Origin of the sequence: Paenibacillus sp. Marseille-Q4541 (genome assembly GCF_018310695.1) — a bacterium.
Lineage (GTDB): Bacteria > Bacillota > Bacilli > Paenibacillales > Paenibacillaceae > Paenibacillus.
This window is the reverse complement of the sequence record NZ_JAGXCY010000003.1, coordinates 128,925-154,350: the sequence shown is the minus strand read 5'-3', so window position 1 is coordinate 154,350 and position 25,426 is coordinate 128,925. Positions and strand designations below refer to the sequence as shown.

Here is a 25,426-nt window from a genome sequence, read left to right as displayed (position 1 = left end):
ATTCGTTATCGTAGTTTACATATTAGAACCAATTAGCATAACCTAACTGTTTTAGATAGTCTCCTGATACCTTGAGGCAATCAAATGGATCTTTCCCATATGTATCATCTTGCTCAACCAAGAAGTACTCCACACCACTCTCATGGCCGGCTTCGATAATGGCCTGAATATCCAAATTCCCTTCGCCAAGCTCGGCAAATTCAATGATATTCGTGAACTTATTCATAAATTTAGACATATCCTTAAAGTCATCGTCACTTAGATCTAAATGACCGATTCTGTAATCTTTCAGATGTATCAACGACACGCGACCAGCAAAACGTTTAATTACATTCACCGGGTTTTCCCCACCACGCTGGATCCAGTGAACATCTAATTCAAAACCTAGCTTAGAAGTATTATTCTTCATGATGTCCAATAACGTCTCCCCGTCATATCTCTCGAACTCAATGTGATGGTTATGGTAATACAATTCAATACCGTGTTCAGCTAGGCGGATGGCCATCTCCTCTGCTTGATGGATATATTCCATGACCTTATCTTTATTTCCCATAAGTGTAATCGGCATCATGCCGATCCGGATATAATTGCAATTCAATGTTTTGCAGTCCGTTACTATTTTATCGAAATCGGTAGTTAGTGATTCTCCTGGCATGCCAGGCATTGTGTCCAGCGGAGCAGAAACGGAAACGATTTGAATATCTAAATCAACACTAGCGCGCTTAAGTTCCGCAACGTTCTCCTCGCTCATGACAATCTGAGTAACTTCAACAGCACTATAGCCTAACTCCTTTACTTTTTTTAGCGTCTCATAGACACCAATCTCCACAATTTTGTTTTTCAGGTTGAACATTTGTACACCAATTTTACCGCTTGTCATCTAGCTTCCCCCTCCAAATAGATCTCTTTTTTTAGTGCAGATGATTCGTGAATCGCATCAATCATTCTTATGGACTGGACTGCATCACGAATATGAATGTAATCTTGAGAATCGTTTCTTATACAGTCATAGAAATGATGGATAAGTGACGCATGGCTAGCTCCATAATAGAATTTTGTGCCTGGAAGCTTTGAATCTTCCACCAGCACCTCTTTCTCACCACTCTCATCTTCCTTAATTAACAGACTATCCTTTATCGTATATTTCACCTTTTCAAACCATACTTCTAGTTCAACACTGGAGTTCCCCGCATTGGCAACGGTTGCAAAAAATAACCCACGCGCCCCGTTTTCAAATCGGATATGAGCAGAAACCGTATCCTCAACTTCGATTCCATAATCCAAGAGTTGGTCAGCCGATCCTCGAATCGATGTAATACTACCACCTAATAATTGCATGTGATCTAACGTATGGATGGATTGATTAATCATCACACCTCCACCTGCTTCACTCATGCGGCCCCGCCAAGGCTTGGTTTCATAATAGTTTTGAGGTCTATACCATGCCACTACACCTTTAATCCCAACCACTGGACCATGCTCGTTACCACCTACGATATTCAGAAGCTTTTCAAATGTCTCGTTGAAACGGTTTTGAAGACATACGCATACCTTGACCTGTTCATGCTTTGCTTCAAGCTTCTCCATCTCCAGTGCCTCTTCAAGATTTAGCGCTAACGGTTTTTCCTGAAGCACATGAACCCCCTTTTCCATACAAGCTTTGGTTACAGGGTAGTGAAGATGGTGTGGAAGGCAAATATGCACACAATCTAAATCTTCTTTTTCCAGCATGACCTGATAATCGGTATAGAAATTCACCTCATTAAATGTTTTCCCGAGAGATTCATCAATATCACATAGTGCAACCAGCTTAATGTCCGGATTTGTCTGAAGTGCCTGGATATGAATGATGGAAATATCGCCAAGCCCAATAACAGCTGCCTTTAGCATAAGGAAATCTCCTTTTCAAAACGGATTCAAAACGAGCGCTTGCCCTTGCCATGGGTACGTTTCATTGTAAGGAACTACTTCGTTAAAGGTTGTTTTTGTTCTTCTTCGATTTTTTTCTTCAGTTCTTCTAGATATAAATCTTCATCTACCGGAAGCTCTACTTCTTTCCCGAGCCAGCTGGATAAGTGGATAGCATTGGCGAGTGCAACTCCATGAATGCCATCGCTCCCTGGTGCTAAGAGAGGAGTACCGTCTATGATATGAGCTGCAAAGTTCTCCATCACTGCTATATGCTGCGCTCCCCAGACACTTTCGAATTCAATAACTTCTTCATTGAATATTTCAGAAGAGTTACCGCCCATAAATATCTTCATCACATCTGCCATACTCATCGTATCGCTCATGTCACGCTCAGGCTTGATTAGGCGTTTGACCGTAATTTTTTTGCTGTCATCAACGACAATTTTGCCCTTATCACCCAAAATTTCAAATCGGTCTGTACCTATAACATCATGTGTACAGGTAACAAATACACCCGTTGCACCGTTTCCATAATCCAGCATTACCGTAACTTCATCTTCCACGGCTATATTTCTTTGATATCCATATTTTACATTCGAGTATACTTTCTTCGGCATTCCGCAGATCCACTGCAACAAGTCGAGTTGATGTGGAGCTTGATTAACTAACACTCCGCCGCCTTCGCCTTCCCAAGTAGCTCTCCAAGCGCTTTGGTCATAATATCCTTGCGGTCTCCACCAGGTAGTAATCATCCAGTTCGTGCGACGAATTCCTCCGATTTCTCCGTTATCAATAATTTCTTTCAGCTTCTGATATAGTGGGTTAGTTCTTTGATTAAACATGATTCCAAAGGCCAGTTCGGGCTTTGTTGCCGCAAAATCATTCAGTTCTCTTACCTGCTTCGTATATACACCAGCTGGCTTTTCTACTAAGGCGTGAATATTTCTTTTTAACGCTTCAATCCCCATTTCAGGATGTAAGTAGTGAGGAACACAGGTAACGATAGCATCCACATCACCGCTCTCCATCATCGCAATATAGTTGTCATAGAAAGAAACATCTGGATACTTTTCAGCTGCCCACTGTTTTTTAGCTGGATCTATATCACAAATCGCCCCAAGTACCATGTTTTCCACTTTTCCTTCAGACAGAAAACCAGCATATGCGCTACCTTGAGCACCAACCCCGATGATCCCCATTCTAACCTTTGTCATTTTTTCTTTTCCTCACTTTCTATATGTTCAAGTATTTGTAAAAGAGCTTCATACTGAAGCTTGTATCCTTCGGCCCCATTCAGTCCTTTGTTGTCCTTGATGACCTCTTCTGCCTTGTCTAGTTCCAAATCTTTTAATGAATCGAATAGAACCAAATGGGGTTCTAAAGTTAAGAATCCCTGATATCCACTTCGAAGAGCTTGCGAGAGAATGGATTGAATTTGTCCTTCTCCTGTACCGCATACTACGTTCTGATTATCCGACTTCACTGCGTCTTTGATATGAATATAAGCAATTTGATCTTTCAATAAATCGTAGCAATCTTGGGTATCCTCGCCACACTGTACGAAGTTAGCAAAATCAAAAATGGCTTTAAAATATCTGGAATTCACTGAACTCAGCATTTCATCACAGCGTCTAGCAATATCACCGAAAATATCCTTTTCATTCTCGTGCAGCAGAATGATGTTGTATTCTTCCGCGATAGTAGTAAATTCCTTGATCTTTTGAATGACAACGTCCCGGTACTGATCCGGATCCTCACCTTTTGGAATATAAAAACTGAAAATACGGATATACTTGCACTCCAGCAGATTGCTGATTCGGCAGAGCCTATCTAACATTTCTTTTTGATTCGTAAAAGCATCTTCATCTTGAATGAAGATTTTCCCGATTGGTGAACCAATCGAAGATACGCCTATACCGAATTTTTTAAGTCTTGGTAAAACATCCGATTCTATCTCCTCTAATGTGTAGTCGCCGATATTTCTACCGTCGATTCCTCGCAATGACAAGTAATGCATCCCTAATTTCGAAACGACCTCAAGCTGCGTATCAAAATCTGCTGAAATCTCATCAGAGAAGCCCGAGATGTTTAGATTTTCAATGAACACAATCGCTTCCCTCCTCTTAGCGAGTTCAAAATAAGTTGTTATGAATATCGTTAGTATATTTGAAACCGCTTTATTATTCTCGTAATATCTTGTGTAAAATAGTAAAATAATAGATATAGCATCCCAAAATATAAATATAGGAGTGAGATTGTGGCTAACGATGAATGGGAACAGCTTCAAAAATTATTGAAATTCACTTATAACTATTCCAACATCGATACTGTATTTGTTCAGTCCGGTCAGCAAATTACATGGGAGTATGGGCATATAGAAGTTCCTGAACCTTTAAAAGGATATTTTGAGCTTCTTAGAACGAAGCTTCAGCTCCAACCTTTAAGTTCACCATCCCATATAATCATTCATAACACATCGTATAAATTGAATTTTATTTCTTGCAACTTATACGATAGCAACCGTTATCTCGGCAGCATTATTGTTGGTCCTTACTTGCTGGAAGATCCGGCAGCACTTGTGATGCAAGACATTATGTTTGATAATCATTTATCAATATGGCTACTTCCTATATTGGAGCAATATTATTTATCACTACCGCTGATTGATGTGCAGCAGGTAAACAACATCTCAGAGTTTCTAGCCTACCTTGCGGAGAATTCACAATTCACGGATCACTCCGATTCGGCATTCGAGCATATTAGTTATGATTTTCGAAGCCAAAACTTGCTGCTCTCTGATAAGCTCAAAGACAAAACAGATTTGTCTCCTTCAGTCATCGAAGAAAGATATCGGAATGAAAATAAAATGATGTCAGCGATCGAACACGGAGAAAAGCAGAAACTTGAGGAATTACTAAATGATGTAACGTGGTATAGCATCCCTGACCGATTTCCCAGTGATCCCTTGAGATCACGCAAGAACTTAACCTTTGTAACCAACACTTTACTTCGTAAAGCTGCGGAAAAAGGAGGTGTCCATCCTGTTTATATCGATAGCATTTCGGAAAAGTTCTCAATACAAATCGAAAGGACAGCTTCTGTACAGCAGCTATCTGAGCTTCAGCTGAAAATGTATTATGAATACTGTGATATTGTAAGAGAATTGGCTTTGAAACCATATAGTCCACCGATAAGAAATGCGATTGAATACATTCGGTTACATCTCGATGAAGAATTAAGCCTGGAAATGATTGCTCAAGCCATCTCTTTAAGCATGTATGAGCTTTCCAGGCTGTTTAAACAAGAAACGGGGCAATCCATTATCGATTACATAAACTTTCAGAGAATAAAGGCTGCTGTACAACTGCTTGAAAATCACAATTTATCCATCACAGATATTGCCCAAATGGTCGGTTATAACGATGTCAACTATTTCATTAAGGTCTTTAAAAAAATGAACGGTATAACCCCTAAACAGTTCCGCAAAAATAAAGAACATTTACAATAGAATTAACATTTAAGTTGGTTGCTTTTTATGAGCTTCTCTTTTGCACCAAATCGGCAGTAAGCTGAATTGTGCGTTTTTTATTCAATGGATATAGGAAAACAAGGATTAAAAATAAAAGAAAAAAGATTGCAGCAGGTATTAGCGTTGCCAATGTATGAATTCCATGAAGCGTTTCCGATGACTGAGCTTTAAGGGTAGCGTTATATCCGACCGCACTAATCGCAAAACCTCCAAGTCCTCCGGCAATGGCTTGTCCCACTTTACGAGCAAAAGAATACACGGAGTATACCGTACCGTCTTCACGCAGGCCCGTTATGTATTCATGATAATCGATCACATCGGTTACAAACGCCCAGATGACCAAGTTAAAGAAAGCGTATCCAAATTGGGCAACGGCCATGATCCCGATGAACTGATTAACGCTCAAATCAGATATAAAGTACAGTAAAGCATATACTGCTGCGGATAGCAGCAAACCAGCTGCTGCGATTTCTTTTTTACCGAATCTGGCAACTAAAGGTTTAACTAACGGCATAGCAATGAATACGGTTACAGTTTGGATCAGCCCTACTAAACTTAACGCTGTTGCACTGCCAAAGTAATCTTTGAACAAATAGATATTAACTGCACCAATTAACATAAAACAAGCCATAAAAGTTAAAGAAATAATAAGAATCCAGATTAGCGGTTGGTTTTTCGTGAATCCTTTGAGCGTAGCTTTGAGATTCGTCTTTTCCTTTTTGTCCTCTGGGGCAATAACACGTTCAGTTGATAGACTATAGCATGCTAAATAACAAGATATGGAGAGTATTCCAAAAATAATAGCAGTGAGTAGAATTCGGTTCGGGTCTGCTTTATTGTCTACGAATATGATCAGCGGTCCCACCACATTAATAATTAAACCGGCGAGAGATGACCCAAGTGTGCGGAAGGTAGACAACGAAGTACGTTCCACTGGATCGCTGGTTATTACGGAAGCCATGGACCCGTACGGAATATTCACAGTACTATATAACGTTCCCCAGAGTATATAAGTCACAAAAGCATACGCCAGATAGAATCCATTTGTCATCCCTGGAATATGAACGAACATGAATACTCCTGAAACTACGAGAGGAAAGGACATTCTGAATATCCATGGTCTGAACTTTCCTTTGGGACTAGCCTTTCTTGTGTCAATAAAGCGCCCCCATGTTACATCTGCAACAGCGTCCCATAACCTTGCGATAAGAAATAGTCCACCTACGGCAGCCGCGCTAATTCCAAACACATCTGTATAAAACACCATCAAGAAAGAGCTTACAAGAATAAAGAAAAAATCATTGCCGAAATCACCGAATAAATAACCTATTTGATCTCTCAGGCCAAATGCTCTGTTTTTCAGATTTGTTTCTAAACCCTTTGAAGTTTCCAAACCCGTTTGTGGATTCATGTCTATTCCCCCCTAACGATTGAAAGGCATTATTTTCACTCTTCTCACCTTTCAAAAGTAATGATGTAAGGATAATTAATTTGTTTATTAAACTAATCAATTATCCTTACTGTAGAATACCATCATCTTTTGTATGCGTCAACAACTTTTGTAAGCGCTATAATAACTATTTTTATAGTCTATTGTATCCATTTCGTGTGAAAAAATGTCTACTATTTGATTTAGGATAGACATATGCAGCAAGCACACCCTCTTATTTTTCGCCTTGTTTGTAATAAAAGTCCGGAATGGTTATCCAGCGCTTACGTAATTCATGGGCTGCATATTTAGGCTTGCGATCCCGGGTGAAAATCCCTTTTTTGTTCCCTTGCACTCGAATAATTCCCTGACTTGTTGCGAAATCAGCAAAGTTCCAGACCTGTTCACCAATAAAATGTGGGAATTCATCAAACACTTCGTGATTTGCTTTGTAAAACGCTGCTTGATACTCTTCAGTGAACATCACAGGTTCTACATCGTGGAAGCCGGCAACCGTATCCGCACCGTATTCGGTCATTATAACCGGAGTGTTAGGGCAGCGCTTGAGCCAGTCACTTAATTCCACGCGTAACTTCACTTTGGCAGATTCCAGGTCTCCTCCATCGATATACCAGCCATAGTAACGATTTAATGCCAGAACATCGATCAGTTCAGCAATTTTGTCTCTATCTGGAGTAGAGCCAAGATGAGTTACCAGTGTAACTGGACGTTTTTGTGGGTCTAATTCTCTCATCAGTTCAACCAGCGGTTTAAAGTATTCATAGGCTCCTTCTTCCTCGGAGGCAGGTTCGTTAGCCACATTCCACATTACAACAGAGGGATGATTCTTATCACGAGCGATCAATTCTCGAATCGCCTGCTCATGTTGTTCTCTAGTCTGAAGCTCCTGCCAGGTGTTTTTATGAGCTTTTCCTCCCGATAACATCACCATAAAGTTCACATGAAGTCCAACAGCAGGAATTTCATCAATAACAACGAATCCTTCGCGATCAGCAAGACGCATTAATTCTTCCGAATACGGATAATGAGAAGTACGGAAGGAGTTAGCTCCCATCCATTTCATCAAATTGAAATCTATGACGTTAGCAGCTTCATCAAACCCTCTGCCGTGAATAGGAGAATCTTCATGCTTTCCGAACCCTTTAAAGTAAAAAGGCTTGTTGTTAATCAGAAATTTACCATTCTTCACTTCAACAGTTCTCACACCAAAAGGCTGCTCATAAATATCGACTGTCCTTCCATCCTGAACGAGCACGATTTTGAGTGTATAGAGATAAGCTTTTAAAGGCTGCCACAGTCTGACATCACGAAGTGTCATTGTTCCTTCAGGTCCTTCGGTTTCAGCAACAGTGTTCCCTGTCTCATCTAGAACGGTTACTTTTACCTCAGCTTCGTTCACGATTTTCACAACGTAATTCACTTTACCGTTTGATCCATCTATTGCTGTTACTATTTCAACATCATTTACGTAAGTATGCGGTGTTGTATAGATTTTCACAGGACGCTGAAGACCTGCATAATTGAAAAAATCAAAATTCGGTTCATTCTTCACTTTTTTACCGATGCCCGGTTGTTCACTTTCCGAATATATCCCAACAGGTAAGGTAGAGTAATCAACGATATTGTTTAGCGCTACCGTCAGACGATTTTTCCCTGCCTTTAGCTTATCGTTAAGCTCTACCTCAAAAGGGAGAAATCCTCCCTTATGTTCGGCCGCAAACGCTCCATTCACATATACATTAGCCATATGCGTGGCAGAACCGAATCTCAACACAATACGTTCAGCAGAAAAAATATCAGGAACCGTAAATTCTCTTTCATACCATACCCAGCCGACATGATCACGGATTTCGGCCTTTACACCAATATCATTAAAAGAAGCAGGAACTGCCATTACCAAGGCGTCTGTTAATTTGGATTCATACCATTTTTCTTGAAAGCCTTTGCCAAAGTCTAGCTTAAAGTCCCATACTCCATTTAAATCAATAATGCTGCGAGTTTCAGTAACGATTGGATATAACATAGTTGCCACTCCTCTTATGATATGAATCTATTGTCTTTGTAGAAAATATTGTTCTGCATTGTAATAGCCGATTTTTTTAATCATCTTCTCAAGGAAAGGCATATCACTTGGAATAAGCCCTTGTTCTACCCAATCACCTACCATATTGCATAGAATTCGGCGGAAATATTCATGACGTGCGTAGGATAGAAAACTTCGCGAATCGGTAAGCATCCCGATAAAATGGCTAAGCAAGCCAACGTTTGCCAAATCTTTCATTTGTTTTTCCATTCCATCAATATGGTCATTGAACCACCATCCAGACCCAAACTGAATTTTCCCAGGGATCCCCTCTTCATAGTAGTTCCCCATCATACCGGCAAATATGGCATTATCTTTGGGATTCAGATTAAACAGAACGGTTCTTGGGAGTTTATCCTCTAAGTCAAGAGCATCCAAGAAGCGAGATAACCCTGCTGCAAAATTAGTTTCACCCACAGAATCAAATCCGGTATCGGTACCGAGAAGTTTTTTCATTTTCGTATTCGTATTGCGGATTGCTCCCATATGCAATTGCATGACCCACTGTTTATCGGCATACATTTTCCCTAGTTCTTTGAGCAAGTAAGAACGATAGTTATCGATTTCCGCATCACTAATCGGTTGATTTTGCAATCTTTTATTAAAAATGGCGTCAGCTGCATCTTTGGAAATTTCTGCGTAATCCAGCTTCTGAATATCGTGATCAGAAGCGCGCCCTCCGTGTTCATGAAAATAATCCACACGTTGTTGTAACGCAGCTACAAATTCATCTAATGTGTCGATATTACGTCCCGTTATGTTCTTCAATTTGTCTAGCCAAGCCTCAAAGGAAGCGGATTCAAGATTAAGTGCTCCATCCGGTCGAAACGTTGGTGCAACAATCGTCTCGAAGGTCTCATCTTGATTTAACTTTTCATGATATTCCAGCATGGAAAGCGGATCATCTGTTGTACCTATGAATTTCACATTCGATTTTGCAATGAAAGCTCTTGGTCTGAATTCTGGAAGTAATAATTTTCGATTACATTCCTCCCAAATTTCAAGTGCATTTTCAGGGTTTAGAATTTTCTCTATTCCGAAGAAAGTTTTAAGTTCTAGATGAGTCCAATGATACATCGGATTTCCTATTAAATGGGGTACCGTCTCTGCCCATGCCTGAAATTTCTCCCAGTCATCCGCATCACCTGTAATATATTTTTCTCCGATTCCATGCATGCGCATCGCTCGCCATTTGTAGTGATCTCCACCAAGCCATAGCTGAGTAATGTTAGCGTAGGGTTTGTTCTCCCATATTTCCTGGGGGCTCAGATGACAATGAAAATCAAAAATAGGCAACTGCACTGCGCCGTTCTCGAACAATTGTACGGCTGTATCTGAATTCAGTAAAAAATGTGAATCCATAAAGTTCTTCATACTTAAAAACTCCTTTCTACTTCATAATAAAAGAATAAAATATTGTTATTTTAACATTTCATGTATAGTTAATTTGTTTAATAAACAAATTAACTATACAGATAAAATATCAATTCCCTATCGTTTTGTCAAATGTATGTTAGCGCAGTATAATAATTGGAGATAGCAACAAAAGGAGCAATAGAACCACTGCTCAAATGGAGGATACTTATGATTACGGGTGATGCATCATACATAAAGAAAATAAATCGTTCTTTGATTATCAAGGAGATTGTGAAAGAGGGAATGATATCACGAGCAGATTTGTCTAAAGCCGTTGCGTTAACAAGAGCAACGATCTCAGTACAGGTAGCTGACCTGTTGGAAGAAGAATTACTCGTCGAGACACATTTGGAGCACAATGCTGTCGGACGTAAACCGATTATGCTCTCTTTAAATGCTGGAGCGGGTTATGCACTAGGCATTGACCTCGATTATGGTCAGATTTCTTTTGCCATTTCAGATCTTCTCGGTAGACCTATCTCTACAAACACGGTAAAACTCGAAACTACTGACTATTCGGAAATTCTAGCCCTGCTCATTCAACACATCACAGATTACAAAGAAAAATACATAAATAGCCGTTATGGAATTGTAGGCATAGTGATTGCTGTACACGGTCTTGTCTCTAATGAGGAAATGATTCACTACGTCCCCCGTCTCGGATGGAATGACGTTCATTTAAAAGAAGATCTAGAAAAGGCTCTGGGCTATGAGATTCATCTTGAGAACAATTCAAATCTTAGCGCATTCGCTGAAAGAGTCTATGTCCATCATGATACGGACAACCTTTTATCGACGACGTTTCATTCGGGTATTGGCCTCGGGATGATTATTAACAACAAATTCTTTCGTGGACATAACGGGTACGCCGGAGAAATAGGGCATATGATTGTTGTGCCTGGCGGAAGACCTTGCAACTGCGGGAACAAAGGTTGTTGGGAAAAATATGCCTCCGAATCTAATATCATGACATGCTTGTCCGAAAAAAAGGGCCTCTATCCTATTACCTATAAACAAATTCAGGAATGGGTTAATGAAGAAGATGAGGAAGTTGCTGAAATCATGGATCAATTTATCTATTATCTCTCGATTGGTTTGAATAATATGATAAATATTTATAATCCAGACGTCATCGTGGTAGATAGTGAATTGCTGCGTATTTATCCAGACTCCATTAACAAAATAAAACAAAATTTGAATTCACAGATTAGCCATTACCGGGAACTCTCCATATCCACTCTTGGAAGAAATTCATCGATTCTAGGAGCGTGTGCATTAGCCATTCAGAATTTCCTGGATGTACCTGTTCTGAATCTGCCAAATGAAATAGATAATCATGAGTAATTAATACTCAGAGAAATCGGATAGGATGAAGCAGCACATTCTGATTTCTTTATCATTAGCTAATTGTTGATCAGTGAAAGGAGCAGCCGTGATGATAGAATCAAACCAATTCCCTAAACAGCGAAAAGCTCCTTTTGAACAATGGTCTCCTAGCGTTCATTATGCTCAGTTTCAAAGTTTAGGTCCATACAGGTTTGAGGAAAGAAGGCTGTATGATTTCGAATTGCTCTTTGTAAGGCAAGGAGAACTCATCACTCATATGTATGGGCAGAAACATACGGTTTCAGCAAGTCAGCTTATCTTTTTGCCGTCCGGTGTCTACCATCGCAATGAGGTGATATTAGAGGGTGAAACCAAGCTGATTGGTATTCACTTTGACTTTTTTAATGAACTAGATATTCAGAAAGAATCCGATATGGTCGTAAACGAAGAGCAGCTACTGCCACATAAATTTGCTTTGGAGGCCATTTCAAACGTGTTCGCCCCTCTCTCCTCCAATGTGATCTATACACCTCCACTTGCATGCATTCAGCTCATGGAGGCGCTAGTTGAGGAATTTACGATGCGTCCCTCGGGCTATGAACTGGTCAGTAAAGGACTCATGCTACACATCATCACCCTGTTACTTCGCAATTCACTATCGAGTACGAACGCACGCTTTAGCCAGCATGGTATGCTGATATCCAAGCTGATAAAACAAATCGAAGCTAGTCCAGCTGGGTTATGGACCAATGCCATTATCGCTGAGCAAATGAATCTTAGCATTGACTATACCGCGAAGCTATTTAAGCAGCTTACCGGAATGCCGCCGAGTGAATTCGTCAAGATGGTTCGTCACCGAGAGGCACGAAAACTTTTACGAGAAACCAATCTACCTATTGAAAGAATTGGGGAGCAGATCGGCTATCCGGACATCCACTACTTCAGTCGTACCTTTCGCAAGCAAGAGGGAATATCCGCTACGGATTATCGAAAGCTCTCACAAGTACTTTAATGAAGAAAGCTGCCTAAGAAAAAAGCCAATTAAGCCTCCCTGCCGCTTAATTGGCTTTCCTTTTATACTACTGATCCTTGTCTCAATTCCACAGTCTCACCCAATTGATCAGCTGAACGCATTTCTGCTTCGATAATTTCCAGTGTCTCTACTGCACTTTCAGGAGAACATACGGTAATTTCCGTATCTTCCAGAATAGAATGAATAAAATATTTAATCTCACGATAATAGCCAGAATCCTCCGATAGCTCTACAACATATCCTTCACTATCATTCGGATTTACTTTTACGATATTATCCTTAAATACAATGTTTGCTTTTTCCAAGTTGACTCTATAAGTCATCTCAAAACCAAAGTCTCCTTCAAGTCTCCAGTCTGATTGTGCGTTAATCGCTTTACCGTCCGCATAAATGTAATTCGTCGATACATTGTCGTAGCCGCTGCCCGGCATTACCTTCTTAGCTATCGTCGATACTTTGAGCGGTTTGCCAAGCACCCATTGAATAATATCCGTATCATGGATATGCATATCTAGTAAACAACCACCGCTTAAACTGCCATCATGATACCAGCCTTTCGGCATAGCAGAACCACGGAAGAACGATCCGGATACAACTTCACCAAAGCGTTTGTCCGCAACAGCCTCTTTCAAATATTCATAGGCAGGCCAGAATCGCAAGCATTGACCGATCATAAGTTTACGATCAGCCTGCTTTGCTGCTTCAACCATTTTCCGGCCATCTACGGAGTTTCCAGCTACAGGTTTCTCACACAATACATGATATCCACGGGCAAGTACCTTGCACGCAATTTCAGCATGTAGATAGGTTGGGATCGCTATATCAACCATGTCCAGTTCTTCATTGTCCAGCATCGTATCAATGTCATCATAAAGTTTATAGGAAGTAATGTCATATTCATCACGTTCTGTTGCAATGTTGCCTTCGGCGCTGCTGTTCTTCAACTCCTCGATTTGAAGATCGCATATTGATATCAGCTGAATCGACTCGCCTTCTTTCATTAGACGTTCATAATTGTCAAAATGCATTTTTCCCATAAATCCAAAACCAATGAGACCAATCTTCAACATGATATTTCCTCCCATTTTATATATCTATATTTAGTGGTTAGTGCGACCAAGAATGATATCCATCGAGCTTGAAGTATTGAAAATGATTTGTTCTGAATAATGTTTATACGGCGGGATCATCTCTGCTGTCACGTAGCCACTATAATCGATCGCTTCTAGCGCTTTAACAACTGCCGGATAATCGACATCACCAGCAAGTAAATCTACGAATCCATGCAGTCCTCCCGCTTCACGGCGGTAGTCCTTGAAATGCACTTTTTTGATGCGATGGCCGAGTATCTTAATCCACTGTTCTGGATACCCACTATGAACCACATTGCCGACATCGAAATAAGAACCCACATATTCAGAGCCGATATCATCAATGAACGAACGAAGCTCTAATGGGGAGAGGAACATTTTATTCCAAACGTTCTCTATTCCTATGGCTACGCCCGCACTTTGTGCAAATGGAACCAGTGAGCTAATGGCTTCCTTCGCACGTTCATAAGCAATCTCATAATCTACTACCTCTTTATCAGGAATAAAGTCAACACCTACAGCTCCTGGGATAACCAAGATACTGTCAACACCGAGTTGCGAGGCAACCTCAAGTTGCTTTTTGCATACATCGATCGCTTTATTCCGCTGGGCCAAATCTTCACTTGTCATAGAGTAATCCCAGTACAATCCAGACGCTAAACCCGCAATCTCAAGCTCCGCATCCTGAAGACGCGCCTTTACTTCATCAATTTCCTTTTCCGTAACTTCTAGACTCAGCTCACCTGTCCCATTTAATGACAGTTCAATGCCGTCAAAACCAGCACGTTTAGCAAGCGTAATGCATTCGGCAATCGATTTATCTCCGTCGAATGACCAGATGTTAATGCCCTTTTTCATCTTACGCATCCCCTTCGCCTATTTTTCATATTCCGTTTCACTTGTTCAAATATTTGAATCATGATATAGCTTTATGATAACGGATTCAGATTGAAATATATTTAGCATTACAAGACATTATTTGGACTTTTCCGTCATCTTTGAACTAGAGGTTATTAAAAAAGCACCGTGAACGATCCTTCTGTTCATGGTGCTTTAGTGCATACTCTATTCTGTAGTTATCGGAAGCATAGCATTGGCACTTTATTTACGATTGATCCATCTTCCATTCGTAAAGTCAGGTATCGCAACAGGTTGCCCGCCTAACGCAATAGATTCTTCAGACAAGGCGGAAATGCTCATCCATGATGCCATATCATACACATCAAGCGGTACTTCCGTCTGTTGTTTTACACTATTGAAAAAGGCAGAAATTACGAGCCAATCCATGCCGCCATGGCCACTTTTGACGCCTTCTTCCAAATACTTTTGCCAAATTGGATGCTCGTACTGCTCTCTATGCTGCTCAACATTTCCCCACTGATCTTTCCAACTATGATGAAACTCATCATGCTGTCCCTCAATAAAAATAGAACGGTTATCTTCCGTGTACATCCCTTTTGTTCCTCTAACGGTAAATCCTCTGGAATAGAATCTTGGCAGCGTCGTATCCAAAGTCAAAGTAATGGTCTCTCCATGAGCACATTTTATTATCGTCGTTACAATGTCCCCTTGCATAAAAGTAGACTTCGCTAGTTCACTATGCTCTTCCCGATCTTGAAGGTATGTACTCATGCCTCTAGCTTTGGAGGATACCGACTGGAGTGTAAGCATACGATTGCCTCGATTTATGCCCAAAATTTTTGCGATCGGTCCAAGCTCATGTGTAGGGTAATTTTCACAATTCCGGTTCAAATAGTTATTGAGACGATAGTGACGGTTTATATTGCCCTCTGCAATTTCTTGACGCAAATCATGATGGTAACCTCCGGAAGCATGAACGATCTCCCCTAAAGCACCCATCTCCACCATATTCAATACCATCAGCTCATCTCGGCCGTAGCAGCAGTTTTCCATAATCATACATGGTGTATTGGTTCTCTCATATGCTTCTACCAGTCGCCAGCACTCCTGAAGTGAATAGGCTCCGCCTACCTCGCTGGCTACGTACTTCCCTGCCTCCATAGCAGCGACCGCAATATTCGTATGCTCAACCCAAGAAGCACCGATCACGATAGCATCAACCTCGGGCATAGACATAATATCGTGATAATCCTTCGTAACCGTTGGCTTTACTCCTCTTTCGCTCTTAATCAATTCAGCGGCTTCGTTACAGCGATCTTCATACAAATCACATACCGCTGCGACTTCTATATCATCCATTTTCAAAAAGATGCCCTTAAGCAATGACATCCCCCGTGCACCTAATCCGATAAGTCCGATCTTCACTTTATCCATAGCTGAAGCCTCCATAAGCATCTTTTTTTACCATTATAGTTGAATAATTATCATCTGAATTTAGCAGTTAACGTGATTCTTTGGACAATTCCGTATTACTTATCCTAATTCTGCATGCTTTTCAAATGTAACAATGGGATCGAGTGTATGATGAAGTTCAAAAATAATTAATTCGTTTTCTCCTGCATGTAGTAATGGCGCTGGTACATACAGTGTTTTCTGAGGTCCCTTGGACCAATAGCGCCCTAAGTTAAAACCATTGAGAAATACGACTCCTTTGGTCCATCCTTCGAGCTTCAGAAATGTATCCGCTACTTCATCAACTTGAAAGAGCCCTTTATAAAAGGTGGGTACTGGTGTATCGCACTCTTGTATCTGCTCGAATGCCAAATTTGATAAATCATCTAACGGAAGTGTATGAATTTCCCAGTGGTACAAAAATTGTCTCTCCAGTCGAACACCTTCGGTTATGCCCTTCGGGTCTTTCAGCATCCAACCATAATTTATACGTCCTTGGTTTTCTACCAAAACCCCAAGTGTAGCACCCTGTTCTGGAATTTCGACAGCGATATCATGGTCCTGAATCTCTAAACTATGGTCATGATTGTTCCGATCAATTACGCCCTGATATATATCATCTAAATAAATGAGTGCACGGTCATGAACATCTTGAAGAACGATCTTGCTCTTGGGTCTTGGTCCCGACACCTTCGTCTTATAAAAAATAAAGCCATAATCCTGTCCTAGTTGTTCCATTGTCTCCGGGCAAGTTCTGAGTACTGGCTCAGATAATTGATCTAATTGATCAAACAGTTTTGCTTGCTCGGTCATCCTTACCGTGCCATAACTTCGCTTTTGTATTGGTTCTGGTAAAGTAACGGAAGGAAGATCAATGTACCTCGAGATCACCTTTTGGATTGCCAAATATTTATCCGTGATTTCTCCTGATTCATCAAGAAGCGCGTCGTAATCATAGCTCGTGACTGTAGGTTCATATTGATGGAAGTAATTTGCTCCGTTGTAAAATCCAAAATTAGTTCCGCCATGGAACATATAAAAATTGACAGAGGCACCAGCTTGAAGCATTCTATTCAGCTCATCAGCAACTCCCTCGTATCCTCTGACGTGATGCTCTTCCCCCCAATGATCAAACCATCCATTCCAGTATTCCATGCACATCATCGGTTTGTCAGGTTGATATTCTGCCAGCTTAGCAAAAGAACCTTCGGGTCTCGAACCAAAATTAACGGTCGCAAGAACTTCTGAGAATAAAGAACCACCTTGAAGCATATGATCCGCGCCACCATCTGATGTGAATAGCAGAACGTCGATACCACGATCTATCATGCCTTGCTTCAAATACTCCAAATACAATGTATCATTGCCGTAGCTCCCATATTCGTTCTCGATCTGCATTGCGATAATCGGACCTCCGTTTGTGCAGAGTAAAGGTCTAAGCTTAGGAAGCAGGACATCATAATACGCGTCTACTTTATCTAGGAACGGGCGATATAAACAACGTAATCTCATATTCGAGTCCTCTAGCAACCACGCTGGTAGACCCCCAAATTCCCATTCTGCACATATGTAAGGACTTGGTCTTATGATGACAAATAATCCAAGCTTATTGGCTATGTCGATGAACTCGACAACATTGCTAATCCCCTCAAAAGAGTAAACCCCTTCTTTCGGCTCATGCAAATTCCATGGAATATAAGTCTCCACTGTATTAAAACCGCATGCTTTCAGTTTCAGAAGGCGATCCTCCCAGTAGGCTGGCATAATCCGAAAATAATGTATCGCTCCACTAATAATCTGGACGGGCTGCCCTTCATAAATGAATTGTCCTGCATGTATTCCAAATGAACTCATGATAAATAACATCCCCTGTCTGTTCTCGTCTTCTAACAAAAAGAGGGGCTAAGTTGCCCCTCTTCTCAATGAATCGATACATTAGTAATTATTTTTCAGCAGCGATTTTTTGGGCGTACAGTTCATTCATTTCAGTGACAACTTTCTTAAGATCGCCGTCTTCCTTCAACTTGTTAATGAATGCTTGATACGATTCAATCGTTTCTTGACCTAAAATCACTTTCGCCCTCATATCATCCACTTTCTTCGTAATATCAGGCATATATTTCGTGGATGCATCGGAAACCAAACCTAGGGAAGGATTCGGAACGTTTATTTTTTTGCGTTTGTCCAAGATCGATTGGTTACGTTCAAATATTTCCGGAGTCGTTAAGGTGCGGTCACCCAGTACTTGCTCGTCTTTCAAATTGAGGAAAATAAAATTGAATGCTTCACCTACGAGATCTGTCTTATACTGTTCATTTGTTGTTTTTACGCCGTCAGTCTCTGTAAAGTGAACATCCTTAATACCGTAGTTCGCGAGTTCATTACCTTCAGGGCTGTAACCATAATCAAGGAACTCAAGAATTTTCTTAACCTTGCTTTCAGATACTTTTTTAGGAATAAGGAAATGTCCGTAGAATGGTGCACCTGAAGGAACATATTGATTACCCTCCGGTCCTTCTAGACCAGTAAGAGGTACTAGATCCGCATCCGCATCTACTTTTTTAATTTCAGCCGTCTGAGAAATCGAATTATTCATTGAGAAACCGGCTCCTCCTGCTTTACCGCTTTGGAGAGCTTCTGTAATCTGTGCAAATGTAAGAATAACGAAGTCTTGAGGAAACAATCCTTCATCATACGCTTTTTTAATCCATTTCAATGCTTCTGTGGATGCATCCTCAGTGATATTCGGATACAGTTGTCCGTCAACCAATTTCCATACTCCGTTTGTATCGTTGTATACGTTATAAACAAAGTTCATATAAGATTGGCTGGCAGCATACGGGATTGTCTTGTCTCCACCCATTTTATTGTCCTTAAATGCTTTTAGCGTGTTATAAAACTCATCCATCGTCGTCGGAACCGGGAGGTTCAACTCGGTCAGCCAATCTTGACGAAGCATTGGGAAGACGCCGCCACCATGAGTAGGGTAATAACGGGGAACGGAGTAGTTCTTACCGTCAATTTTTGAAATCTCCCACATGTCTTTCAACATCTCATTTGACAGATTCGGATAATCACCAATCATATCCGTCAGATCCCAAAATACACCCTGATCGATCATGGCACGAATTTGTTGATTACTCATATCTTCTACAAACGTCAAATCAGGTAGGTTACCAGAGGCATACAACACATTGAACTTATCTTCAGAAGTAGCGACAGGCACCCAGTCAATGTCTAATGTAGTATTGGTACGTTTCTCAAACTCTTTCACAATGACATTGTTCTTATCTGGAAAATTAGTGCCATAACTAAGTGTGTTCATACTAATCTGAGTAGGTTTATCTGCTGAACTGCCGTCTTCGCCATTCGATTCAGATCCGCCTGAACAAGCTGTCATCATAAGTGATAAGCTGATAAGTACGGCACTTGCTGTTTTCCAACTGCGCATGTTGATTTTCATTCATTGAACCTCCCATATTTGATTTTTTTCTGTATTTATCGATCATTCTTTCACAGAACCAATCATCGCACCTTTGGCGAAATGCTTCTGTAAGAATGGATAAACCAACATTATCGGCAGCGTTGCAATGACAACGGCCGCCATCTTGAGCGTTTCGGAAGGCATCTTCTGGTTCGTTCTAAAATCAGATACAGCTGAATTTATGGCACTGCTTGGATCGACAAGCATGTTTTGCAAGATAACCTGTAAAGGCCATTTACTCTGATCGTTAACATACATAATTGCATTGAAGTAAGTGTTCCAGTAACCTACGGCAAAGAATAAACCGAATGCAACCAAAGAAGGAATAGATAATGGCAAAATAATTCGGAAGAAAATACCGATTTCATTCGCTCCGTCAATACGAGCAGCTTCTTCTAATGCATCTGGAATACTATCGAAAAAGCCTTTCATAAGCAGAACGAACCATCCGCCTGTAAGAGAAGGAATAATAAGTGACCAGATGCTATCTATCATTCCAAGGTTACGAACAATGAGGTACGACGGAATGAGACCAGGCTGGAATAGTATCGTAAATAAAATACCGAACATGAGGATTCTACGGAATCGGAGCCGCTTTCGCGAAATGGCGTAAGCAAGTCCCGTTGATACGACCAAACTTAAGAAGGTGCCGACTACAGTAAGAAATGTACTATTTCCGATCGCATTCACAAATGTACTCGTAGACATTAAATATTTATAAGCATCTAACGTCCAGTTGGTAGGAAATAACAGAAAATCTTTCTGATAATATTCAACCGGATCGGTAAATGAAAGAATAAACGTATAATAGATTGGGAACAACGCTGCTAAACTGATAATCAACAAAATACCATTATTAAATATTTCAAATATATGATCCGATAAGCTCTTGCGCATACCATAGTCACCTCCTCATCTATTTTCTAGTAAACCCCTTCTTCTCCGAACTTTTTCGCGATTTTATTGGCTGCCATGACGAGCACAATGCCAACAACGGATTTAAACAATCCGATTGCCGTACTATAGCTAAACTGACCTTGCTGTACACCGTTTCGGAATACATAGGTATCAAATACATCTGCGACATCAGAGACTGCCCCATTCATCATCAGATATACCTGTTCAAATCCAACATCGAGTACAGATCCCATTCTTAAAATAAAGAGGATGACGATTACGTTGCGAATCGCGGGCAAGGTGATGTGCCACATCTTACGGAATCTTCCTGCTCCATCCATAACAGCTGCTTCATAAAGTTGCGGATTCACTCCAGCGATTGCCGCAAGAAATATAATCGTCCCCCAACCTGTTTCTTTCCACATCACTTGAGCGGTCAACATTCCCCAAAAATAATCCGGATTCGTTAAAAATCCAACCGTCGTCCCTCCCATTTTTTCAATGATTTTGTTCACCAAGCCTTCAGATTGGGACAGCATCAAATAAGTTAGGCCCGATATCAAAACCCATGATAGAAAGTGAGGTATATATACAACTGTTTGTACAATGCGCTTGAACGCCATGCTTCTTAGCTCGTTCAACATTAAAGAAAGAATAATGGGCAGCGGAAAGAAAAATACGATATTCATCAAGCTGATCATCATTGTGTTACGAAATAGCATCATAAAATCGTCGTTCGTAAAAAACCGTTGGAAGTGCTCAAAGCCGACCCATTCACTTTTCAAAATCCCGACATAAGGAAAATAATTTTGAAATGCAATGACAAGTCCGCCTACCGGAATGTACTTAAATATGAGAAAGTACAAGATTCCTGGTAGCGCAAGCAAATACAAATACTTGTCTCTAGCTACATCTAGACACATTTGGCGGAACGCTGAATGTTTCATAGGATGGACCCTCCTTGTTAGATTTACTGACTTTTTTTCGCAAATGAATACGCTTATCGTACGCAGTATTTGAGATTTCCAGCAATAATAATATTTTGCAACCCATTGTGTGTAAGCTATCCTATCAGATATGATAGGATTTACCATATAAAATAAATATTATAAAAAATAGAAATGACAAAGGGGCGACGAACTTGAAGCTGACAAGTCTCTACTCCAACTTTCTTAAAGGATCTTTGTATAGAAGAAACCTCGCTTTGGTTCTTCTGATTGCTTGTGTACCTTCCTTTTTGATCGGTGTAGGAATCTACTATTTCGGGAGTGATTCCATCAAGCGAGAGATGAATGATACGCATCAATCCCATATGAATCTGTCGATTGAGAAAGCAAACAATTATTTTTCATCATTAGAACACTTTTCTGGTCAATTAGCTTTACGACCGGGATTTGAAGCAAATCTTGGAGAGATGGATTATATTCAGCAGTTTCAAGAAACACGGGAATTGTTTCAGACCTTATCTTTTAATAAAATGGATAATCCCTATGTTTTTACCGTTGCTCTTTATTTAAAAGAACCAGACAAAGTCATTAGCGATTATTGGGGAGTTCGGGATTTATTTGATGATGACAATGCGAAATTACTTGATGCTGTAATGAAAAGCGACTCACAAATCGTCTGGGTAGATGCTATGCCGAAGGTTAGTCATTCAAACAAAACATATAAAGGAATAATAACGAAACTATATGCGGAGAACAGCCGCGAAACTTATGGAGCATTCATGATCTACCTCAATCCACCAATATTAAATGATTTTATTCCTCAGCTTGGTTGGAAGGGGGGAAATGCTTTCATCATGGACGACAAAGGACTCATATTCGCAGCTGATAAAGACGGAGACGCTGGACTACAAGAAGATATGTTGAAGAGTATCCTTCCGTTAGACGCGTCACATGATTCTTTTACGCATCATTGGCAAGGGAACAGCTATCTTGTTTCTTACGACCGTATATTACATTTTGGAAAACAATGGACTTACGTATCTGCTACTCCCTTGTCCCGAATGACCGAATCTGTAACGTCCATGTCAACTACCATCGTCACAATAAGCTTAATTGGTATCGCACTTGCCTTGGTTCTATCATGGTTTGCTTCACAAAGAATGTACGTGCCGATTCGCCGGCTTGTTGAACTTGTTCGGTCTGCTAAAGGATTAGAAGTTGAACGTATGAATGAAATCTCCTTTATAGAGCACCAGTGGAATTATCAAATGCTTGAAAGCAAAAATCTGCAAAATCGATTGCATAGTTCAATGCCCGTGATACGGGAAGGCATGCTGCTTCAACTGTTCTATAATAAATTCGTTTTTTTCTCTGAGGAGGAGATCGTCGATAAGTTTCGTCTCATGGAGTGGGATATTGAAGGAGAAAGGTTCGCTCTTCTCATCGTGAGGCTGTACGAAAGAGACAAGCTGGAAAAGAAGCAATTTAAACACGAAAATCATTTGATTGATTACAGTGCATTTAACGTTATTCAAGAATTATGTCAGCCTGAGGCTAAACTCACACACACCATTAACTTTCAGAATTCAACACTTGGTGTCCTGCTTGTTTTTGATTCCAGCATGCCAGTTGAGCATACGAAAAACATTCTTATTTCACTAGCCGGTAAAATCGCTTATACCGTTAGAGATTTATTAAAAGTAAATATTGCGGTAGCCGTAAGTAAGCAATCCTCATCCATTCAAGAGCTGCCAAAACTATTTGAAGAAACCGAAAGCATTCTTAGACTTCGCGGTTTACACGAGCAAGCAAATGTACTGGATATTGAAGAAATTTTACCTGATGGAGGGGAACATGTTGATTTTCCTCTTGAAATTGAACAAGACATCATTCATTCCATGCGGATGGGGCTAGAGGATTCAGCGGTTGAGAACGTGGGCCGATTCGTGGACGAACTTGTGAGGAAATATAATACACAAATGCATGTTCAAAATGGAATGCTCAAGCTGCTAGGGAGCATCTATGATGCGCTGTTCCGGTTAGGTTTAACTTCGGAGCGAGTATATGGAAGTCGCTGCTTATATGAAGAACTGATGTCGATTCATCATCCCGAGAAAATGGAACGATGGTGTTCAGAATCAGTCATTGTTCCTTTTATCCGCAGTATATCTTCCGGTGCCGATTACGAAACATGGAAAATTGTTGAGCAAGTGGCAGAACAAATGAAGAAAGATCTAATCCATGATATCTCTCTGGAGGTCTACGCGGATCAATATAACATTAAGCCATTTAAATTAAGCCGGGCTTTCAAACAAATGAAAGGCATCAATTATATTGATTACTTAACGTCGCTACGAATTGAAAAATGCAAAGAAATGCTCGTATCTACAGACTTGAAGATTAATGAAATCGCAGCAACTCTTCAATATCAGCCTTCCTACTTAATTCGTTTATTTAAAAAAGCCGAGGGCATGACACCGGGACAATTTCGGGAAAAACACATAGAGAAAGAGATCCAGTTGCCGGCCGATTTAGCTTGAAAATAACATTGGCATGTACACAAATAAGAACCCAAACAACTACTTGTTTGGGTTCTTATTTATTTTCTTTTGTTGAACTGCCATTTATTTTGCGGCGGCTGTTTTTCTTTTTTCAACATTATAATAACTTAGTATTGCTCCACCTATTCCTACAGCGGCCATCAGTCCCCCTATCATGGGAACATATACCAGACCGGCATGAGTGATAACTAAACCACCGATAAAAGCACCCGCTGCATTACCTATGTTGAGAGCTGAGTGACTCGAGGTCGCAGCAAGACGGGGAGCTTCGTGAGCAAGGTTCATAATACGAAGTTGAATCCCTGGCATAATGCCAAATGCGGCAGCTCCCCATAAAAAGACACAGATCAACGTAAGTGACGGGGAATGTAAAACTCCAGACAGTACGAACAGTAATGCGGCTAAGATACTAAAGATAGCGATCATCGATGGCATTAGCTTCCAATCTGCTAAACGTCCACCAATAATATTACCTAGTGTAACTCCGATCCCGTACATGACTAGAATCCAGGTCACACTCTGCTCCTGAAATCCAGTAATATCTGTTAATAAAGGTGTAATGTATGTAAAGACGGTAAACATACTACAAGCTCCAAATGCTCCAGTGGCCAGTACAAGTAGTACCTGTGGATTAAACAAACTGCGGACTTCTTTGTATAAGCTAGTTGGAGCAGATTGTTCAATCTTTGGAATTAAAAAAATGATGCCAATGAGTGAGATAATTCCCATAATCGTAATCGCGACAAAAGAAGCACGCCATCCCATATTTTGACCGATGAGTGTACCAAATGGGACGCCGATAATGTTAGAAATCGTCAAACCTGCTAATACCATGGATACAGCACCCGCACGCTTTTCAGGTCGTACTAGTTGAGTAGCGATCAGTGAACCTGTGCCAAGAAATGTGCCATGTGCTAGTGCGGTCACCAACCGTGAACCCATTAACAGTCCGTATGTAGGAGCTATCGCGCCAACTAGATTACCTATAATAAAGATAGCCATTAACATACAAAGCAAAGGTTTTTGTGCAATTCGATTTGTGAGCATCGTTAGCACGGGCGCTCCGATCGCTACGCCGAGAGCATAACCGGTAATTAATTGTCCTGCCTGTGGAATAGTAACGTTTAGATCACTTGCAACATTGGGCAGGATCCCCATAATTACAAATTCTGTCATTCCGATAGCAAAGGCACCTATCGTCAGACAGATCAAGGCGACCGGGAAGCGGTCATTTTTCGGAACGTTTTGATGTGTTGAAAACGAGGTTTGCATAATTCTCTCCTATTTTCTGAAATTTTCTATTTATGCTCACTTTATACTATCACTACTATATTAAGTTGCATATCTATAGATTCGTAATCAATTTAGTGTATCACTCCCTTAAC

Annotated in this window: 19 protein-coding genes; 4 read left to right on the top strand and 15 right to left on the bottom strand. The window is 40.6% G+C overall.

Going from position 1 to position 25,426, the window contains the following annotated elements:
• Positions 1-22: 22 nt before the first annotated feature.
• The 4 genes from KFT32_RS05540 to KFT32_RS05525 all read right to left on the bottom strand — a co-directional run bounded on the left by KFT32_RS05540 (position 23) and on the right by KFT32_RS05525 (position 4,018).
• A complete protein-coding gene (locus KFT32_RS05540; RefSeq protein WP_211746137.1) occupies positions 23-880 on the bottom strand; it encodes a sugar phosphate isomerase/epimerase family protein in 858 nt (285 codons plus the stop codon).
• Complete coding sequence (locus tag KFT32_RS05535) at positions 877-1,890, bottom strand: Gfo/Idh/MocA family protein (protein WP_211746136.1); 1,014 nt, start codon at positions 1,888-1,890, stop codon at positions 877-879. The genes KFT32_RS05540 and KFT32_RS05535 overlap by 4 nt, the downstream gene beginning before the upstream one ends.
• Before the next feature lie 74 nt (positions 1,891-1,964).
• A complete protein-coding gene (locus KFT32_RS05530) occupies positions 1,965-3,125 on the bottom strand; it encodes a Gfo/Idh/MocA family protein (RefSeq protein ID WP_211746135.1) in 1,161 nt (386 codons plus the stop codon).
• Positions 3,122-4,018, bottom strand: a complete 897-nt coding sequence (locus tag KFT32_RS05525; RefSeq protein WP_349304863.1) for a sugar phosphate isomerase/epimerase family protein — start codon at positions 4,016-4,018, stop codon at positions 3,122-3,124. Before KFT32_RS05525 ends, KFT32_RS05530 begins: the two co-directional genes overlap by 4 nt.
• Before the next feature lie 150 nt (positions 4,019-4,168).
• Here KFT32_RS05525 and KFT32_RS27570 point away from each other — a divergent pair, with 150 nt between their 5' ends.
• Positions 4,169-5,419: an AraC family transcriptional regulator gene (locus tag KFT32_RS27570; protein ID WP_211746134.1), complete on the top strand. Its 1,251-nt coding sequence runs from the start codon at positions 4,169-4,171 to the stop codon at positions 5,417-5,419.
• 25 nt (positions 5,420-5,444) lie between these two features.
• Here KFT32_RS27570 and KFT32_RS05515 read toward each other — a convergent pair whose 3' ends face one another.
• The 3 genes from KFT32_RS05515 to uxaC all read right to left on the bottom strand — a co-directional run bounded on the left by KFT32_RS05515 (position 5,445) and on the right by uxaC (position 10,347).
• A complete protein-coding gene (locus KFT32_RS05515; RefSeq protein ID WP_211746133.1) occupies positions 5,445-6,851 on the bottom strand; it encodes an MFS transporter in 1,407 nt (468 codons plus the stop codon).
• A 253-nt stretch (positions 6,852-7,104) separates the two neighbouring features.
• Positions 7,105-8,913 (bottom strand): beta-glucuronidase, encoded by a 1,809-nt coding sequence (gene uidA / locus KFT32_RS05510; protein ID WP_211746132.1) that lies wholly within the window; start codon positions 8,911-8,913, stop codon positions 7,105-7,107.
• 27 nt (positions 8,914-8,940) lie between these two features.
• A complete protein-coding gene (gene uxaC / locus KFT32_RS05505; protein ID WP_211746131.1) occupies positions 8,941-10,347 on the bottom strand; it encodes a glucuronate isomerase in 1,407 nt (468 codons plus the stop codon).
• A 210-nt stretch (positions 10,348-10,557) separates the two neighbouring features.
• Here uxaC and KFT32_RS05500 point away from each other — a divergent pair, with 210 nt between their 5' ends.
• On the top strand, positions 10,558-11,733 hold the full coding sequence (locus KFT32_RS05500) for an ROK family protein (RefSeq protein WP_211746130.1): 1,176 nt from the start codon (positions 10,558-10,560) through the stop codon (positions 11,731-11,733).
• A gap of 91 nt (positions 11,734-11,824) precedes the next feature.
• Positions 11,825-12,727 (top strand): helix-turn-helix transcriptional regulator, encoded by a 903-nt coding sequence (locus KFT32_RS05495; RefSeq protein WP_211746129.1) that lies wholly within the window; start codon positions 11,825-11,827, stop codon positions 12,725-12,727.
• Positions 12,728-12,789: 62 nt separating this feature from the next.
• Here KFT32_RS05495 and KFT32_RS05490 read toward each other — a convergent pair whose 3' ends face one another.
• The 7 genes from KFT32_RS05490 to KFT32_RS05460 all read right to left on the bottom strand — a co-directional run bounded on the left by KFT32_RS05490 (position 12,790) and on the right by KFT32_RS05460 (position 21,480).
• Complete coding sequence (locus KFT32_RS05490; RefSeq protein ID WP_211746128.1) at positions 12,790-13,818, bottom strand: Gfo/Idh/MocA family protein; 1,029 nt, start codon at positions 13,816-13,818, stop codon at positions 12,790-12,792.
• A gap of 30 nt (positions 13,819-13,848) precedes the next feature.
• On the bottom strand, positions 13,849-14,697 hold the full coding sequence (locus KFT32_RS05485) for a sugar phosphate isomerase/epimerase family protein (RefSeq protein WP_211746127.1): 849 nt from the start codon (positions 14,695-14,697) through the stop codon (positions 13,849-13,851).
• Positions 14,698-14,940: 243 nt separating this feature from the next.
• Entirely contained in the window at positions 14,941-16,134 is a 1,194-nt protein-coding gene (locus KFT32_RS05480) for a Gfo/Idh/MocA family protein (protein ID WP_249435686.1), read from the bottom strand.
• Between the two features lie 99 nt (positions 16,135-16,233).
• On the bottom strand, positions 16,234-18,006 hold the full coding sequence (locus tag KFT32_RS05475; protein WP_211746125.1) for a glycoside hydrolase family 35 protein: 1,773 nt from the start codon (positions 18,004-18,006) through the stop codon (positions 16,234-16,236).
• An 88-nt stretch (positions 18,007-18,094) separates the two neighbouring features.
• The gene (locus tag KFT32_RS05470) at positions 18,095-19,615 is read right to left on the bottom strand and encodes an extracellular solute-binding protein (protein WP_249435685.1); all 1,521 of its coding nucleotides are present in this window, start codon (positions 19,613-19,615) and stop codon (positions 18,095-18,097) included.
• A gap of 42 nt (positions 19,616-19,657) precedes the next feature.
• A complete protein-coding gene (locus KFT32_RS05465; protein ID WP_211746124.1) occupies positions 19,658-20,533 on the bottom strand; it encodes a carbohydrate ABC transporter permease in 876 nt (291 codons plus the stop codon).
• A gap of 26 nt (positions 20,534-20,559) precedes the next feature.
• Positions 20,560-21,480, bottom strand: coding sequence for an ABC transporter permease (locus KFT32_RS05460; RefSeq protein ID WP_211746123.1), 921 nt, complete (start codon positions 21,478-21,480; stop codon positions 20,560-20,562).
• A 194-nt stretch (positions 21,481-21,674) separates the two neighbouring features.
• On the opposite strand from KFT32_RS05460, the gene KFT32_RS05455 reads away from it, so the two are divergent.
• Complete coding sequence (locus KFT32_RS05455) at positions 21,675-24,020, top strand: AraC family transcriptional regulator (RefSeq protein ID WP_211746122.1); 2,346 nt, start codon at positions 21,675-21,677, stop codon at positions 24,018-24,020.
• 84 nt (positions 24,021-24,104) lie between these two features.
• Here the strand turns inward: KFT32_RS05455 and KFT32_RS05450 are convergent, their stop codons facing one another.
• On the bottom strand, positions 24,105-25,313 hold the full coding sequence (locus KFT32_RS05450) for an MFS transporter (protein ID WP_211746121.1): 1,209 nt from the start codon (positions 25,311-25,313) through the stop codon (positions 24,105-24,107).
• Between the last annotated feature and the right edge of the window lie 113 nt (positions 25,314-25,426).